The organism is Mycobacterium paraintracellulare (assembly GCF_000276825.1).
Taxonomy (GTDB): Bacteria; Actinomycetota; Actinomycetes; order Mycobacteriales; family Mycobacteriaceae; genus Mycobacterium; species Mycobacterium intracellulare.
In genome coordinates this window covers 3,374,177-3,392,936 of sequence record NC_016948.1, presented here as the reverse complement: position 1 = coordinate 3,392,936, position 18,760 = coordinate 3,374,177, and the positions used below count along the sequence as shown (strand labels likewise).

General features: G+C 70.1%; 3 protein-coding genes. All 3 read left to right on the top strand.

All coding sequences use genetic code 11. From position 1 onward, the window contains the following. Nucleotides 1–551 precede the first annotated feature (551 nt). The 3 genes from OCQ_RS15345 to OCQ_RS15335 are packed head-to-tail and all read left to right on the top strand — an operon-like array spanning nucleotide 552 to nucleotide 18,744. Nucleotides 552–782, top strand: a complete 231-nt coding sequence (locus OCQ_RS15345; protein WP_003877688.1) for an MbtH family protein — start codon at nucleotides 552–554, stop codon at nucleotides 780–782. A 44-nt stretch (nucleotides 783–826) separates the two neighbouring features. Beyond that, entirely contained in the window at nucleotides 827–11,089 is a 10,263-nt protein-coding gene (locus OCQ_RS15340) for a non-ribosomal peptide synthetase (RefSeq protein WP_014385156.1), read from the top strand. After that, the gene (locus OCQ_RS15335) at nucleotides 11,086–18,744 is read left to right on the top strand and encodes a non-ribosomal peptide synthetase (RefSeq protein ID WP_014385155.1); all 7,659 of its coding nucleotides are present in this window, start codon (nucleotides 11,086–11,088) and stop codon (nucleotides 18,742–18,744) included. The genes OCQ_RS15340 and OCQ_RS15335 overlap by 4 nt, the downstream gene beginning before the upstream one ends. Nucleotides 18,745–18,760: the final 16 nt, after the last annotated feature.

The window sequence follows — 18,760 nt, the reverse complement described above, 5'->3', positions numbered from 1 at the left end:
CTCATGCGAGCCCCGCCCCCGGGGAACGCGACCAGGTCTTGATGAGTAAACCACGCCCGTCGCTTCCGTATCAGTGCTTTGGCAACGCGATACGGGATCGTGACCGATTCCACCTGCGTAAACGGCGTTTTGCTGACCCCTCCGCCCCGGGCAGCGGTCGCCAACGCCGCGCAACCACCTAAGCACAGCAGTCGTCACGTGTCACCGGCCGGGAGGGTTCAACATGCCCTGCCGGGAGGCGGCAGCTTCGCCTCCGGGTGATTTTCGCGGCCGTCACGCGTTCGGCTAGGATGTGTGTCGACGAGCACAAAAACTTCATCGGCCTGAAGGACGTGCCTGCCCCAATAGCGATATTTCGCACCAACCGCCATTGATGCAGGTCACTGGAGCGAATTCAGGGGCATCGGGGCCCCTTCGCACACCAATCATTCGGTGGCGCCAAGACCTTCTCGGCCACACCAGGAACTTTCCCCAAACCGCCGACGGGCAGTGTTGCCCTCCACTATGGTTTGGACCTGTTCCACTCATGTCCACTATCTATCTGGAGAATTGTGAGCATCAATCCATTCGACGACGACAACGGCAGCTTTTTCGTCCTGGTGAACGACGAGGAGCAACACAGCTTGTGGCCGGCCTTCGCCGATGTTCCAGCGGGTTGGCGAGTGGTACACGGGGAAGCCGACCGAGCTGCGTGTTTGGAGTACATCGAGCAACATTGGCCCGACATCAGGCCGAAGAGCCTGCGGGACAAGCTCGCAACGGGTCGGGGTTTTGACCAGTAACCAGCCGGGGTACGGGGCGGGTGGGTGGAGACTTGGGGGAGTCGATGGCGAGGGATGATCGAACGCTGCCACTGACACGGGGTCAGCTCGACATCTGGCTATCCCAAGAAGCCGGCTTCGCCGGCACCCAGTGGCAGCTCGGCCTCCTGGTCAAAATCGACGGCCCGGTCCATCGCGATCAGTTTCAGCAGGCACTCACCCAGACGGTCGGCGAGGCCGAATCGGGCCGGGTCTCGTTCTTCGAGGTCGACGGCCAGGTGGTCCAGAAGCCGATCGACTACCCCCACGTCGAGCTCGAGTTCCATGACCTGAGGGGCGCGGCGGATCCGGTGCAGGAAGCCCGCGAGATGTCATCCGCCATTCAGCGCACGCCGATGCCGTTGAACGGCCAGATGTTCAAATTCGTGCTCTTTCAAACGGGGCACGAGGAATTCTATTTGTTTGGTTGCTGCCACCACATTGCGATCGACGGTTTGGGCATGGCCCTGGTCTGCCGCCGGGTCGCAACCATTTATTCCGCGATGGTGGCGGGAAAGCCAATTCCCGACGCCTATTTCGGTTCGGCGCAGGACCTGGTCGACCTCGAGTCCGAGTACGAGGCTTCCGAGGATTACCTCGAAGACAAGGCCTATTGGAGCGAGCACCTTCCGCCGGAGAGCGGACCGGTCGACCGGCTGCCCGATGCGGGCACCGAGCAAGACCATTACTCGCCGTCCGCGTCGGTCCAGTTGGACCCCTCGGTCGTCAACCGGATCAAGGAGTTGTCCAAGAAGCTGGCCATCCGCCGGTTTTCGGTCACCACCGCCGCGTGCGCGCTGTTGGTGCGCGGATGGTCGGGCAGCGGCTCCGAGGTGGCGCTGGACTTCCCGGTCAGCAGGCGGGTGACTCCCGAGTCGAAGACGCTCCCGGCAATGCTGGCCGGTGTCGTGCCGCTGGTCCTGTCGACGGAACCGCAGACGACGGTTGCCGACTTCTGCAAGCACGTCGACAAGCGGATCCGCGAACTGCTGAAGCATCAACGTTTTCCCGCGCACACCCTCGAGGGCGACGGCCTGCGGCAGGCGCCGAACCGGGTGGGCATCAATTTCCTACCGATGAGGCTGACCCTGGACCTGGCCGGCTCGCCGGCGACGGCGTCGTACACCAACCACGGGCCGGTCGGGCACTTCGGGTTGTTCTTCCTCGGCGCCGGTGACCAGCTCTTCCTCAGCACCGCGGGCCCGGGCCAACCGTTCGCCGGCTTCGGCGTCGCCGACCTGGCGGGACGGCTGCAGCAGATCCTGGCGGCCATGACCGCCGACCCCGAGCGGCCGCTGTCGTCGATCGAGCTGCTGACCCCCGACGAGCCCGCACTCATCGACCGGTGGAGCAACCGGCCGGCATTGGCCGAGCCCGCGCCGCCCCCGGTGTCGATTCCGGCCGCGTTCGCCGAGCACGTGCAGCGCACCCCCGAGGCGCCGGCCGTGACATTCGGCGACCACTCGCTGACCTACGCCGAGCTCGACGAGGCGTCGAACCGCTTGGGGCACCTGCTCGCCGGCCACGGCGTCGGACCGGGTGACTGCGTGGCGGTGCTGTTCCCCCGCTGCGCGGACGCCATCGTTTCGATGCTGGCGGTGCTCAAGACCGGGGCGGCCTACGTGCCGATCGACCCCGCGCACGCGTCGTCGCGGATGGACTTCGTGCTCTCCGATGCCGCGCCCAGCGCGGTGATCACCACGGCGGAACTGCGCCCGCGGCTGGAAGGCCACGACGTTTTCGTCGTCGATGTGCACGACCCCGCCGTCGACAGCCAACCCAGCACCGCGCTGCCGAACCCGGCCCCCGAGAACGTCGCCTACATCATCTATACGTCCGGAACGACGGGGACCCCCAAAGGCGTCGCCATCCCTCATCTGAACGTCACGTGGCTGACCGAGTCGCTCGACGCCGCCCTGCCGCCCGGAAATGTCTGGACGCAAAGCCATTCCTCGTCCTTCGACTTCTCGGTGTGGGAGATCTTCGGCGCGCTGCTGCGCGGCAGGCGGCTGCTGGTGGTGCCCGAATCGGTGGCGTCCTCCCCGCAGGATTTCCACGACCTGCTGGTCGCGGAGAAAGTCAGCGTGCTGACCCAGACGCCCTCGGCGGTCGCGATGCTGCCCGCCGAGGGCCTGGAGTCCACGGCGCTGGTGGTGGCCGGCGAGGCCTGCCCCACCGACGTCGTCGACCGCTGGGCGGCCCCCGGCCGGGTGATGATCGATGCCTACGGCCCGACCGAGACCACGGTCTGCGCGTCGATCAGCACACCCTTGACGCCCGGCTCGCCGGTGGTCCCGATCGGCTCCCCGATAGCCGGGGCGGCGATGTTCGTGCTCGACAAGTGGCTGCAGCCGGTGCCCGCCGGTGTGGTCGGCGAGTTGTACCTGGCGGGTCGCGGCGTCGGGCACGGCTACGTGCGCCGGCCCGGGCTGACCGCGTCGCGGTTCGTGGCCAACCCCTTCGGCGGCCCCGGGGCACGCATGTACCGCACCGGGGACCTGGTGTGCTGGGGTCCCGACGGGCAGCTGCAATACCTGGGCCGCGCCGACGAGCAGGTCAAGATTCGCGGCTACCGCATCGAACTCGGCGAAATCCAGGCGGTTCTGGCCGGGCTCGACGGCGTGGACCAGGCCGCGGTGATCGCCCGCGAGGACCGCCCCGGCGACAAGCGCCTCGTCGGCTACGTCACCGGCACAGCCGACCCCGCGGCGCTGCGCGCCCAACTGGCCGAAAAGCTTCCGCCGTACATGGTGCCGACCGCGGTGATGGTGCTCGACGCGCTGCCGCTGACCGGCAACGGCAAGCTCGACAAGCGCGCCCTGCCCTCGCCGGAATACACCGCGAGCGAGTACCGCGCCCCCGCCGACGCGATCGAGGAGATCCTGGCCGACATCTACGCCCAGGTGCTGGGCGTCGAGCGCGTCGGCGTGGACGACTCGTTCTTCGACCTCGGCGGCGACAGCATCCTGTCGATGCAGGTGGTGTCCCGCGCGCGGGCGGCCGGCGTCATCTGCCGCCCCCGGGACGTCTTCGTCGAGCAGACGGTGGCCCGCCTGGCGCGGGTGTCCGAGGTGGCCGTCGACGGCGACCTCGGTGCGGCCGACGAGGGGATCGGCCCCGTGGTGGCCACCCCCATCATGCGGTGGCTGCAGACCATCGACGGCCCGATCGACGAGTTCAACCAGACCATGGTGCTGGCGGCGCCCGCGGGTGTGAGCGCCGACGACGTGGCGGTGGTGCTGCAGGCCCTGCTCGATCGCCATCCCATGCTGCGGCTGCGCGTGCAGGACGACGGCGCCGGCGGCTGGTCGCTCGAGGCGCCCGAGGCCGGGTCGGTGCAGGCCGGTGACTGCCTGCGCACGGTCGACACGCTCTCCGACGCGGACCTGGTCGAGGCCCGTTCCCGGCTCAACGTGGCCGACGGGGTCATGGTGAGCGCGGTATGGGCAAGTGCGACAAGCCAATTGGCGTTGATCATTCATCACTTGGCGGTCGACGGTGTGTCGTGGCGGACCCTGATCGAGGACCTCAACATCGCCTGGGTCCAGCATCACAACGCCCAACCGGTGGCGTTGCAGGCGCCCGGGACCTCGTTCGCCCGGTGGTCGTCGCTGCTGGCCGAGCACGCGAAGGACCCGGCCGTCCTCGAACAGGCCGGCGCGTGGCAGGAGGTGGTCGCCACCCCACCGGCGCTGCCGGCCGCCGGGCCGGAGGACACCTACGCGAACGCCGGACAGTTGTCGGCGTCGCTGGACGTCGAGACGACCCGCCTGTTGCTGGGGGAGGTGCCGGCGGCGTTTCACGCCGGCGTGCAGGACATCCTGTTGATCGCGTTCGGGTTGGCGTTCACCGAGTTCCTGGGGTCCGTGGGGACCGCGACGCCGATCGGCATCGACATCGAAGGGCACGGGCGCAACGAAGAGATCGCTTCCCGCGTGGATCTGTCCCGCACGGTGGGCTGGTTCACCACCAAATACCCTGCGGCGCTGTCGATCACCGGCGGGTTGAACTGGTCGAAGGTGGCCGCGGGTGACGCCGCGCTGGGGGCGGTGATCAAGGACGCCAAGGAGCAGCTGCGCGCCCTGCCCGACGGCCTGACCTATGGGCTGTTGCGCTACCTGAACACCGAGGTCGGCCTGCAGGGGCCGGACCCCGTGATCGGGTTCAACTACCTGGGCCGGCTGGCCGCGGGGGCCGACCTCTCCGAGGACTTGTGGCGCGTCAGCGAGGACAGCCTGTCGTCGGCCGCGGTCGCGACGGCGGTGGCGATGCCCTTGGCGCACACCGTGGAACTCAACGCCGGCACCATGGACACCGAGGACGGCCCGCTGCTGCACGCCAACTGGCGGTGGGCGACCTCGGCGCTGACCGACGAACAAGTAAACCGGTTGAGCCAGTTGTGGTTTGAGGCCCTGGCCGGCATCTGCGCCCACGTGCGTGCCGGCGGCGGCGGGCTGACCCCGTCCGACATCGCGCCGGCGCGCCTGAACCAGCAGCAGATCGACGAGCTGTGCCGGCAGCACCAGATCGCCGACGTGCTGCCGCTGAGCCCCGTGCAGCAGGGTTTGTTGTTCCACACCAGCTTCGCGGCCGAGCTCGAAGACCTCTACGCGGTGCAGCTGGGCATCACCGTGAGCGGCAGCCTCGATCAGCACCGGCTGCGCGAGGCCGTGCAGACCGCCGTCAACCGCCACCCCAACCTGGTGGCGCGCTTCTTCGACGAATTCGGCGAGCCGGTGCAGATCATCCCCGCCGAGCCGGTAATGGCTTGGCGCTACGTCGAATTGGACGGCGGCGCGGACCAGGACCACCAGCTCGAGCAGTTGGCCGCCGACGAACGCACCGCCGTGTGCGATTTGGCGGGCCAACCCACCTTCCGGGCCGCGTTGATCCGCATCGCCGACGACCGGCATCGGCTGCTGTTCACCATCCACCACATCGTGATCGACGGCTGGTCGCTGCCGGTCCTGCTGCGGGAGGTCTTCGCCGGCTACTACGGGCAGCGGCTGCCCGCGCCGCCGTCGTACCGCAGCTACCTGATGTGGCTGGCCGCCCAGGACCACACCGCCGCCCAAGCGGCCTGGCGCGAGGCGCTCGACGAGTTCGAGGCCCCCACCCTGGTGGCCCCGCCCGGCAAGATCGGGCGGCGCGCCGTTGCCACCTATGCGGTTTCGGCCGACACGACGCGCGCGCTCGGCGAGCTGGCCCGCTCCAGCCGCACCACCATCAGCACCGTGCTGCAGGGCGCCTGGGCGCAGCTGCTGACGTGGCTGACCGGCCAGCACGACGTCGCCTTCGGCACCGCGGTCTCAGGCCGGCCCACCGAGCTGGCCGGCGCCGACGCCATGGTCGGGCTGCTGATCAACACCGTGCCCGTCCGGGCCAACATCGCCGCCGCGACCACCGTCGTCGACCTGCTCGAGCAGCTGCAACGCGCCCACGCCGAGACCCTCGAGCATGAACACTTGGCGCTCAACGAGATTCACCGCGTCACCGGGCACGACCAGCTGTTCGACACCCTGTTCCTCTACGAGAACTACCCGATCGACGCCGGCGCGATGATGGGCGCCCAAGAGCTGGCCGTCACCGAATTCAGCAGCCGCGAATTCAACCACTACCCGCTGTCGGTCGTGGCCACGCCGGGCCACGAACTGAGCCTGCGCGTCGAGTACGACACCGAGGTCTTCGACGCGGCCGCCATCGAAACGCTGATCGAACGGCTGCGCCACGTGATGGCGGCCATGACCGCCGATCCCGCGCAACGGCTTTCATCGATCGATCTGCTCGACCCCGCCGAACACCAACGGCTGGACGAGTGGGGCAACCGGGCCGTCCTGGCCCAGCGGCCCACCGGGCAGGAGTCGATTCCGGCGTTGTTCGCCGGCCAGGTCGCCCGCGCCGCCGACGCCGTCGCGATCACCTGCGGCGACCGGTCGTTCACCTACCGCGAGGTCGAAGAGTCGGCAAACCGGTTGGCGCACTTGCTCGTTGGGCAGGGCGCCGGCCCTGGCCAGCGGGTGGCGGTGGTGATCCCGCGGTCGGCCGAAGCGGTGATCGCGATCTTCGCCGTCCTCAAGACCGGGGCCGCCTACGTGCCGATCGACCCGAGCGTGCCCGCGGCGCGCCTCGAATTCGTGCTCGGTGACGCCGCGCCGATCGCGGCGGTGACCACCGCCGAGGTGCGGCCGCAGTTGGGCGGGTTCGCCGGGCAGATCATCGACATCGACGACCCGATAGTGGCCGACCAGCCCACGACCGGGCTGCCGGTGCCGGCGCCGGACAACATCGCCTACATCATCTACACCTCGGGCACGACGGGAACGCCCAAGGGCGTGGCGATCCCGCACCGCAACGTCACGTTGCTGCTGGAGACACTGGATGCTCAGCTGGGGTTGGGCCAGGTGTGGACGCAATGTCACTCGCTGGCGTTTGACTTCTCGGTGTGGGAGGTCTTCGGGTCGCTGCTGTACGGCGGGCGCCTCGTGATGGTGCCCGACGCGGTGGTGCGCTCCGCGGAAGACCTGCACGCCTTGCTGGTTCGCGAGCAGGTCAGCGTGCTCAGCCAGACCCCGTCGGCGTTCTACGCGTTGCAGAGTGCCGACGCGTTGGCCCCGGAGCTGGGTGAGCAGCTGAAGTTGCAGACGGTGGTGTTCGGCGGGGAGGCGTTGGAGCCGCGCCGGCTGTCGACGTGGCTGCATCACCATCCCGGCCTGCCGCGGATGATCAACATGTACGGCATCACCGAGACCACGGTGCACGCGTCGTTCCGCGAGATCCTTCGCGGCGACGTCGACAACAACGTCAGCCCCATCGGGGTGCCGCTGGGCAACCTCGCCTTCTTCGTCCTCGACGGGTGGCTGCGCCCGGTGCCGGTCGGGGTGGTCGGCGAGTTGTACGTCGCCGGTGGGGGATTGGCCACCGGCTACGTGGGCCGCCCGGGGCTGTCGGCCACCCGTTTCGTGGCCTGCCCCTTCGGTGGGCCCGGCGCGCGGATGTATCGCACCGGTGACCTCGTCCGGTGGAGCGCCGACGGGCAACTGCAGTACATCGGCCGCGCCGACGAGCAGGTCAAGATCCGCGGCTACCGCATCGAACTCGGCGAAATCCAGGCCGCCCTCGCCTCGCTCGACGGCGTCGAGCACGCCGCGGTGATCGCCCGCGAGGACCGTCCCGGCGACAAGCGTCTGGTCGGCTACGTGACCGGCACCGCCGACCCGGCGGAGGCCCGGGCCCAACTCAGCGAACGGCTGCCCGGCTACATGGTCCCGTCCGCGGTGGTGGTGCTCGACGTGCTGCCGTTGACCGTCAACGGCAAGCTCGACACCCGCGCCCTGCCCGCCCCGGAGTACTCCGACGTCGACCGCTACCGGGCGCCGGCGAGCGCCATCGAGGAGATCCTGGCCGGCATCTACGCCCAGGTGCTGGGCGTGGAGCGCGTCGGCGTGGACGACTCGTTCTTCGACCTGGGCGGCGACAGCATCCTGTCCATGCAGGTGGTGGCCCGCGCCCGCGCCGCCGGCGTGGTGTGCCGCCCCCGGGACGTCTTCACCGAGCAGACGGTCGCGCGCCTGGCGCGCGTCGCCACGATCGCCAGCCCCGAGGACGACGTGGTCGACGAGGGCATCGGGCCGGTGGTGGCCACCCCGATCATGCGCTGGCTGCAGAACATGGACGGCCCCGTCGAACAGTTCAACCAGACGATGGTGCTGGCGGTCCCCGCCGACGTAACCGCCGACGACGTGCCGGTGGTGCTGCAGGCGTTGCTGGACCGGCACGCGATGCTGCGGGTGCGCGTCGAGGACGACGGCGTGGGCGGCTGGTCGTTCGAGGTGCCCGAGCCCGGCTCGGTGCAGGCCGGCGACGTCCTCGAGACCGTCGACGAGTTGTCCGAGGAGGCCCTGGTCGAGGCCCGGTCGCGGCTGAACCTGGCCGACGGCCTCCTGGTGAGCGCCGTATGGGCAAGCGCGACAAGCCAATTGGCGTTGATCATCCACCACCTGGCCGTCGACGGTGTGTCGTGGCGGACCCTGATCGAGGACCTCAACATCGCCTGGGCGCAGCACCACAGCGGCCAGCCGGTGGCCCTGCCGGCCGGCGGGACGTCGTTCGCCCGGTGGTCGTCGCTGCTGGACGAGCACGCGCGCCGCCCCGAGGTGGTCGAGCGGGCCGAGGAGTGGCGGCAGGTGGCCGCGATCCCGGCGGTGTTGCCGGCCGCGCAGCCCGAGGACACCTACGCGACGGCCGGGCAGCTGTCGGCGTCGCTGGACGTCGAGACGACCCGCCTGTTGCTCGGGGAGGTGCCCGCGGCGTTTCACGCTGGGGTGCAAGACATTTTGTTGATTGCGTTCGGGTTGGCGTGGACGCAGTTCATGGGCACCGGCGCGCCGATCGCCATCGACGTGGAGGGCCACGGGCGCAGCGAGGAGCTGGGACCGCAGGTGGACCTATCGCGCACGGTCGGGTGGTTCACCGCCAAGTACCCGGTGTCGCTGCGCGTCGGCGGCCTGTCGTGGGGCCAGGTGATCGGCGGAGACGCGGCGCTGGGCCCGGTGATCAAGGACGCCAAGGAACAGCTGCGCGGCCTGCCCGACGGCCTCACCTATGGGTTGCTGCGTTACCTGAATCCCGATGTGGACCTTGGTGATTCGGATCCCGCCATCAGCTTCAACTACCTGGGCCGGCTCGGTGGCGGGGCCGCCGACCTGTCGCCCGACCTGTGGCAGCTCAGCGAGGACAGCTTCGCGTTGGCCGGTGCGGCCGGGGCGGTGGCCTTGCCGCTGCCGCACACGGTGGAGCTCAACGCCGGCACCATGGACACCGCGGACGGCCCCCACCTGCAGGCCAACTGGACGTGGGCGCGCTCGGCGCTGGACGAAAAGCAGATCGGCAAGCTCAGCGAGTTGTGGTTCGACGCGCTGGCCGGCATCTGCGCGCACGTCCGCGACGGCGGCGGCGGGTTGACCCCGTCCGACATCGCGCCCGCCCGGCTGACCCAGCGGGACATCGACGAACTGCAGCAGCAGCACCGCGTCGCCGACGTGCTGCCGCTGACCCCGCTGCAGCAGGGGCTGCTGTTCCACACCGGCACGGCGCAGGGCGCCCAAGGCTCCGAGGACCTCTACGCCGTGCAGCTCGACATCTCGGTCAGCGGCGCCATCGACCCGGAGCGGCTGCGCGACGCCGTGCAGACCGTCGTCACCCGCCACCCCAACGTGGTGGCCCACTTCAGCGAGGACTTCGGCGAACCGGTGCAGGTCTTGTCCGCCGATCCGGAACTGGCCTGGCAGTACGTCGAGCTGGACGCCGGCGGCGACCAAGACAGCCGGATCGAGGAGCTGTCGGCCGCCGAACGTGTCGCCGTCTGCGACCTGGCGGGCAAGCCGCCGTTCCGGGGCACGCTGATCCGCACCGGGGACGACACCTACCGCTTCGTGCTCACCAACCACCACATCGTGCTCGACGGCTGGTCCAAGCCCGTCCTGCTGCAGGAGATCTTCGCCAGCTACTTCGGGGTGCGGCTGCCCGCGCCGGTGCCCTACCGCAGCTTCATCACCTGGCTGTCCGAGCAGGACCGCGCCGCCGCCCAGGCGGCGTGGCGCGAGGTGCTCGCCGGATTCGACACCCCCACGCTGGTGGGCCCGTCGGGCCGGATGGGACTCGGTCCGCGCGGCGTCGCCGAATTCCACGTGTCCGCGGAGACCAGCCGCCTGCTCGGCGAATTGGCCCGCTCGTGCCGCACCACCGTCAGCACCGTGCTGCAGGCGGCCTGGGCGCAGCTGCTGATGTGGCTGACCGGCCAGCACGATGTGGTCTTCGGCACAGCGGTTTCGGGCCGGCCCACCGATTTGGCCGGTTCGGAGTCCATGGTGGGCCTGCTGATCAACACCGTGCCGGTGCGGGCGACGATCGGCGCCGAAACCACCATCGCCGACCTACTTGACCAGCTACAACAGGCCTACACCAGGACCCTGGACCACCAGCACCTGGCGCTGAACGAAATTCATCGTGTAACGGGACACGATCAAATTTTCGACACAATGTTCGTGTACGAGAACTATCCCATCGATACCGCCGCGCTATCGGCCGTGGACGAGTTAACTATTAGGGGATTCACGAATCGGGAATACAACCATTACCCGCTTTCGGTTCAAGCCGTGCCGGGCCACGAAATTGGCCTCCGCGTCGAGTTCGATACCGACGTGTTCGGCGAGGCGAGGATCGAGAAGCTGGTCGAGCGTTTCAAGCGGGTGCTGGAAGCCATGACCGTGGACTTGGAGGAGCAGTCATGACCGTCGGTGCGGGACGGCGATTGTTGTCGATTGATCTACTGGATGGCGGCGAGCACGACCGACTCGACGAGTGGGGCAACCGGGCGATATTGACCAAGCCGGTCAAGGCGCCCACGTCCATTCCCGAAATGTTCGCGGCCCAGGTGGCGCGCGCCCCCCAGGCGGCGGCGCTCAGTTTCGAGGGTCGCTCGATGACGTACCTGGAGCTCGACGAGGCCGCCAACCGGCTGGCGCACCTACTGGCCGAGCAGGGCGCCGCCCCGGGCGAGTGCGTGGCGCTGCTGTTCTCCCGCTCGGCCGAAGCCATCATCTCGATCCTCGCGGTCTTGAAGACCGGGGCGGCCTACCTGCCGATCGACCCCGCCCTGCCCGCCGCCCGCATGGAGTTCATGCTCGGCGACGCCACCCCGATCGCCGCGGTCACCACCGCCAGCCTGCGCACCCGGCTGGACGGCTTCGACCTGCCCGTCATCGACGTCGACGAGGCCGCCGCCGACAGCCAGCCCAGCAGCGCGCTGCCCGGGCCGGCACCCGACGACATCGCCTACATGATCTACACCTCGGGCACCACCGGCGTCCCCAAGGGTGTCGCGGTCACGCACCGCAACGTGACCGAATTCCTGAAGACCCTGCACGCCAAGCTCCCGTCCGGCGCGGGCCAGGTGTGGTCGCAGTGGCACTCCCTGGTGTTCGACGTCTCCGTGTGGGAGATCTGGGGTGCGCTGCTGCACGGTGGGCGCCTGGTCGTGGTCCCCGAATCGGTCGCGGGCTCGCCCGACGACCTGCACGACCTACTTGTCGCCGAGAAGGTCAACGTGCTGAGCCAGACCCCGTCCGCGGTGGGGATGCTCTCGCCCGAGGGCCTGGAGTCCACGGCGCTGGTGGTGGCCGGCGAGGCCTGCCCCGCCGAGGTCGTCGACCGGTGGGCGCCCGGACGCGTGATGATCAACGCCTACGGCCCGACCGAGGCCACCGTCTACGCCGCGATGAGCGCGCCGCTGACGGGGGACTCGGGCGCGCCGCCGATCGGCTCGCCGGTGCCCGGCGCGGCGCTGTTCGTCTTGGACAAGTGGTTGCGGCCCGCGCCCGAGGGCGTGGTCGGTGAGCTCTACGTGGCCGGCCGCGGCGTGGCCACCGGGTACGCGCGACGGTCCGGCCTGACGGCATCGCGGTTCGTGGCCTGCCCCTTCGGCGGCCCGGGCGCGCGGATGTACCGCACCGGCGACCTGGTGCGCTGGGGCACCGACGGGCAGCTGCAATACCTGGGCCGCGCCGACGAGCAGGTCAAGATCCGCGGCTACCGGATCGAACTCGGCGAGATCCAGTCGGCCCTCGCCGCGCTCGACGGCGTGGACCAGGCCGCGGTCATCGCCCGCGAGGACCGCCCCGGCGACAAGCGCCTCGTCGGCTACATCACCGGCACCGCCGACCCGGCGGAGCTGCGCACCCAGCTCGGCAAGCGGTTGCCCGCCTACATGGTCCCCGCCGCCGTGGTGGTGCTCGAGGCGCTGCCGCTGACGGTCAACGGCAAGCTCGACAAGCGCGCCCTGCCCGCGCCGGAGTACCACAAGCGCGCCGGTGAGTACCGCGCCCCGTCCAACCACACCGAGGAGATCCTGGCCGGCATCTACGCCCAGGTGCTGGGTGTGGAGCGCGTCGGCGTGGACGACTCGTTCTTCGACCTGGGCGGCGACAGCATCCTGTCCATGCAGGTCGTGGCCCGCGCCCGCGCCGCCGGCGTGGTGTGCCGCCCCCGCGACGTGTTCGTCGAGCAGACCGTGGCCCGGCTGGCCCGCGTGGCCACCGACCGCGACGACGAGGAGGACGTGGTCGACGAGGGGATCGGCCCCGTCGTGGCCACCCCGATCATGCGCTGGCTGCAGACCGTTGACGGCCCGATCGACGACTTCAACCAGACCATGGTGCTGGCGGCCCCCGCGGGCGTCACTGCCGACGAGGTCGTCGTCGTGCTGCAGGCCCTGCTGGACCGCCACCCGATGCTGCGGCTGCGCGTCGAAGACGACGGCGAGGGCGGCTGGAAGTTGCACGCGCCCGACCCGGGCACGGTGCAGGCCGGCGACTGCCTGCAGACCGTCGACACCCTGACCGACGCCACGCTCGTCGAGGCGCGGTCGCGGCTGAACCCGGGCGCCGGCGCGATGGTGAGCGCCGTATGGGCAAGCGAGACAAGCCAATTGGCGTTGATCATCCACCACGTGGCCGTCGACGGTGTGTCGTGGCGGACCCTGATCGAGGACCTCAACATCGCCTGGGCGCAGCACCACAGCGGTCAGCCGGTGGCCCTGCCGGTCGGCGGGACCTCGTTCGCCCGGTGGTCGTCGCTGCTGGCCGAGCACGCGCAGAGCCCGGCGGTCGTCGAGCAGGCCGACGCCTGGCGCGAGGTGGTGTCCACCCCGGCCCTGCTGCCGGCGGTGCGACCCGAGGAGGACACCTACCAGACGGCCGAGCAGCTGTCGGTGTCGCTGGACGTCGAGACCACCCGGCTGCTGCTGGGTGAGGTGCCGGCGGCGTTCCACGCCGGGGTGCAAGACATTTTGCTGATCGCGTTCGGGATGGCCTGGACGGAATTCCTCGGTTCCAAGGCCGCTAGCGCGCCGATCGGCATCGACGTCGAGGGTCACGGCCGCCAGGAAGAGCTGGGACCGCACGTCGACCTGTCGCGCACCGTGGGGTGGTTCACCACCAAGTACCCGGTGGCCCTGACCATCGACGGGCTGGACTGGGCCAGCGTGGTGGGCGGTGACGACGCGCTGGGCGCCGCCGTCAAGGCCACCAAGGAGCAGCTGCGCGCCCTGCCCGACGGGCTGACCTACGGCCTGCTGCGCTACCTGAACCCCGACGTCGATCTGGGTGGATCCGACCCGGTGATCGGCTTCAACTACCTGGGTCGGCTCGGCGCGGCCGCCGACCTGCCCGGCGAGTTGTGGCGGTTGAGCCCCGACAGCCTGTCGCTGAGCGGCGCGGCCGCCGCGGTGGCCATGCCGCTCATGCACACCGTCGACCTCAACGCCGGCACCATGGACACCGAAGAGGGCCCGCACCTGCACGCCAACTGGACGTGGGCGGCCTCGGCGATGGACCGCGAGCAGATCAGCCGGCTCAGCCGGCTGTGGTTCGAGGCCCTGGCCGGCATCTGCGCCCACGTGCAAGCCGGCGGCGGCGGGCTGACCCCGTCCGACATCGCGCCGGCCCGCCTGAACCAGCGACAGATCGACGAGCTGAGCAAGCAGCACCAGGTCGCCGACATCCTGCCGCTGACCCCGCTGCAGCAAGGCCTGCTCTTCCACGCCAGCTTCGCCCAAGACCCCGGCGACGACGTCTACGCGGTGCAGCTGGGCATCACCGTGACCGGCGCCCTGGACTCGCACCGGCTGCACGAGGCGGTGCACACCGTGGTGAACCGCCACCCCAACCTGGCGGCCCGGTTCTGCCCGCAATTCGGCGAACCCGTCCAGGTGATCCCGGCCGACCCGGTCATGGCGTGGCGCTACATCCAGCTCGGCCCCGAAGACCCCGACCCCGAACAACGGGTCGAGGAGCTGTGCGCCGCCGAGCGCGCCGCGGTGAGCGACCTGGCCAACCGGCCGGCGTTCCGGGCCGCGCTGATCCGCACCGCGGACAACCGGTACCGGTTCGTGCTCACCAACCACCACATCGTGATGGACGGCTGGTCGCTGCCCATCCTGCTGCGCGAGATCCTGGCCAACTACTACGGCGACCAGCTGCCCGCGCCCGCGACCTACCGCAGCTACCTGACCTGGCTGGCCGGCCAGGACCGCGCCGCCGCGCAGGCGGCGTGGCGCGAGGTGCTTGACGGGTTCGAGGCCCCCACCCTGGTGGGCCCGGCCGGCCGGATGCGGCTCGGCCGGCGGGCCGTGGAGTCCTACCGGCTCTCCGCGGAAACCACGCGCGCCCTGGGCGAGCTGGCCCGCTCGTGCCACACGACCGTCAACACCGTGCTGCAGGCCGGGTGGGCGCAGCTGCTGATGCGGCTCACCGGCCACCACGACGTGGCGTTCGGCACCGCCGTCTCCGGTCGGCCCGCCGACCTGGCCGGCGCCGAATCGATGGTGGGCCTGCTGATCAACACCGTCCCGGTGCGCGCCAACATCGACGCGGAGACCACCGTCGCCGACGTGCTGGACCAGCTGCAGCAGCACCACAACGACACCCTCGAACACGAGCACCTGGCGCTGAGCGAGATTCACCGCGTGACCGGCCACGACGCCCTGTTCGACACCCTGTTCCTGTACGAGAACTACCCGATCGACACCAGCGTGCCGTTGGGCTTCCACGAGTTGGCCATCACCGATGTCACCAACCGCGAGTACAACCACTACCCGCTGTCGGTGATGGCGCTCCCGGGCCGCGAACTGGGCCTGCGCGTCGAATACGACACCGACGTGTTCGACGCCGCCGGCATCGAGAAGATGACCGAGCGGTTCCAGCGCGTGCTCTCCGAGATGACCGTCGACCCCACCCGACGGCTGATGGCGCTCGACGTCGTCGACGAGGCCGAGCACGAGCTGCTCGACTCCTGGGGCAACCGGTCGGTGCTGAGCCAGCCGGCGACCGGCACGTCGATCCCGGGGTTGTTCGCCGCGCAGGTGGCCCGCACCCCCGACGCGGCGGCGCTCAGTTTCGATGGCCGCTCGATGACCTATCGGGAACTCGACGAGGCCGCAAACCGGTTGGCGCACTTGCTGATCGAGGAGGGCGCGGGCCCGGGCGAGCGGGTCGCGCTGCTGTTCTCCCGCTCGGCCGACGCGATCGTCTCGATCCTCGCCGTCCTCAAGACGGGCGCGGCGTATCTGCCGATCGACCCGGCGCTGCCGACCGCCCGGATCGAGTTCCTGCTCGGCGACGCCGAGCCGGTCGCCGTGGTCACCACGACGGGCCTGCGGTCGCGGCTGGAGGGCTGCCGCCCGACGGTCATCGACGTCGACGACCCGGCGCTGGACGCCCAGCCCAGCGACCCGCTGCCGATGCCGTCGTCGGACAACATCGCCTACCTCATCTACACGTCGGGCACCACCGGCGTCCCCAAGGGCGTGGCCGTCACCCACGACAACGTCACCCAGCTGGTGGAGTCCCTGCACGCCGACCTGCCGGAGGCGGGGGTTTGGGCGCAGTGGCACTCCCTGGTCTTCGACGTGTCGGTGCACGAGATCTGGGGCGCGCTGCTGCACGGTGGCCGCCTGGTCGTGGTGCCCGAATCGGACGCGGCCTCCCCGGATGAGCTGCACGCGCTGCTGGTCTCCGAAGGCGTCACCGTGCTGAGCCAGACCCCGTCGGCGGTGGGCATGCTCTCGCCGGAGGGCCTGGACTCGACGGCGCTGGTGGTGGCCGGCGAGGCCTGCCCGGTCGAGGTCGTCGACCGGTGGGCGCCGGGGCGCGTGATGATCAACGCCTACGGCCCGACCGAGGCCACCGTCTACGCGGCGATGAGCGCGCCGCTGCAGGCCGGGGCAGCGTCGGCGCCGATCGGTTCACCGGTGCCGCGGGCCGCGTTGTTCGTGCTCGACCGGTGGCTGCGCCCGGCGCCCGAGGGTGTCGTGGGCGAGCTGTACATCGCCGGCCACGGTGTGGCGACGGGATATTCGCGACGGTCCGGTCTGACGGCGTCGCGGTTCGTCGCCTGCCCGTTCGGCGGCCCGGGCGCGCGGATGTACCGCACCGGCGACCTGGTCCGGTGGAGCCACGACGGTCAGCTCGAGTACCTCGGCCGCGCCGACGAGCAGGTCAAGATCCGCGGCTACCGCATCGAACTCGGCGAAGTGCAGGCGGCGCTGGCCGGGCTGGACGGGGTCGAGCAGGCGGCGGTGATCGCCCGCGAGGACCGTCCCGGCGACAAGCGGCTGGTCGGTTACATCACCGGCACCGCCGACCCGGTCGGCATCCGCATCCAGCTGGCCGACCGGCTGCCGGCCTACATGGTGCCGGCCGCGGTGGTGGTGCTCGACGCGCTGCCGCTGACGGTCAACGGCAAGCTCGACAAGCGCGCCCTGCCCGCGCCGGAGTACCAGAAGCGCGGCGGCGAATACGTCGCCCCGTCCAACCCGACCGAGGAGACCATCGCCGGCATCTTCGCCCGGGTCCTCGGGATGGAGCGGGTCTCGGTCGACGACTCCTTCTTCGAGCTCGGCGGCGACTCGCTGTCGGCGATGCGGGTGATCGCCGAGATCAACACCGCCCTGGACGGCGCTTTGTCGGTGCGCACCCTGTTCGACTCGCAGTCCATCCGGGCTCTGAGTCAGCGGATCGCCAGCGGCGCCGACACCGAGAACGCCGCGGGGCCCGGCTTCGCGGCGGTGCACGGCGCCGACGCCACCGAGGTGTACGCCCGCGACCTCACGCTGGACAAGTTCATCGACGCGACGACGCTGGCGGCCGTGCCGTCGCTGCGCGCTCCCAGCTCCGAGGTCCGGACGGTCCTGCTGACCGGCGCGACCGGATTCCTGGGTCGATACCTGGTGCTGGAATGGCTCGAGCAGCTGGAACAGGTCGAGGGCAAGCTGATCTGCCTGGTGCGGGCCCGCTCCGACGAGGACGCCTGGCGCCGGCTGGAGAAGACCTTCGACAGCGGCGACCCCGAGCTGCTGCGGCACTTCCGGGAACTGGCCGAAGATCACCTGCAGGTGGTCGCCGGCGACAAGGGCCAGGCCAACCTGGGCCTGGACGACCAGACCTGGCGGCAGCTGGCCGACACCGTCGACCTCATCGTGGACTCCGCGGCCGTCGTCAACGGGGTGCTGCCCTACAACGAGCTGTTCACGCCCAACGTCGGCGGCACCGCCGAGCTGATCCGCTTGGCGCTCACCACGAAGATGAAGCCGTACGCCTACGTGTCGACGTCGGACGTGGGGCGCCAGATCGAGCCGTCGGCGTTCACCGAGGACGCCGACATCCGGGTCATCAGCGCCACCCGCGTCGTCGACGGCAGCTACGCCAACGGCTACGGCAACAGCAAGTGGGCGGGCGAGGTGCTGCTGCGCGAGGCCCACGACCTGTGCGGCCTGCCGGTCTCGGTGTTCCGCTCCGACATGATCCTGGCCGACACCAGCTACGCGGGCCAGCTCAACGTGGCGGACATCTTCACCCGGATGATCCTGAGCGTCGTGGCCACCGGCTGCGCGCCCAAGTCGTTCTATCAGCTCGACGCCGAGGGCAACCGGCAGAGCGCGCACTTCGACGGCCTGCCCGTCGAGTTCGTCGCCGAGGCGATCGCCAAGCTGGGCGCCCAGGTGATGGAGGGGTTCGAGACCTATCACGTGATGAACCCGCACGACGACGGCATCGGGCTCGACGAATACGTCGACTGGCTGATCGAGGCCGGCTACCCGATCGAGCGCGTCGGCGACTTCGGGGAGTGGCTGCAGCGCTTCGAGACCGGCCTGCGCGGCCTGCCGGAACGGCAGCGCCAGAACTCGGTCCTGCAGATGCTCCTGTTGCTGCTGCGCGATCCGAAGAACCTGCAGCCCGCCGAGCCGGCCCGCGGCGCGTTCGCGCCGACCGACCGGTTCCGCGCCGCCGTGCAGGAAGCGAAAGTCGGTCCGGACAACGACATCCCGCACGTCAGCGCGCCGGTGATCGTCAAGTACGTCACCGACCTGCAACTGCTCGGCCTGCTCTAACCGATCGCGGAACTTC

Bases quoted from the DNA above. Each gene is read 5' to 3' on its own strand.
- OCQ_RS15340 (WP_014385156.1), top strand. From the start codon at position 827: ATGGCGAGGGATGATCGAACGCTGCCACTGACACGGGGTCAGCTCGAC.
- OCQ_RS15335 (WP_014385155.1), top strand. From the start codon at position 11,086: ATGACCGTCGGTGCGGGACGGCGATTGTTGTCGATTGATCTACTGGAT.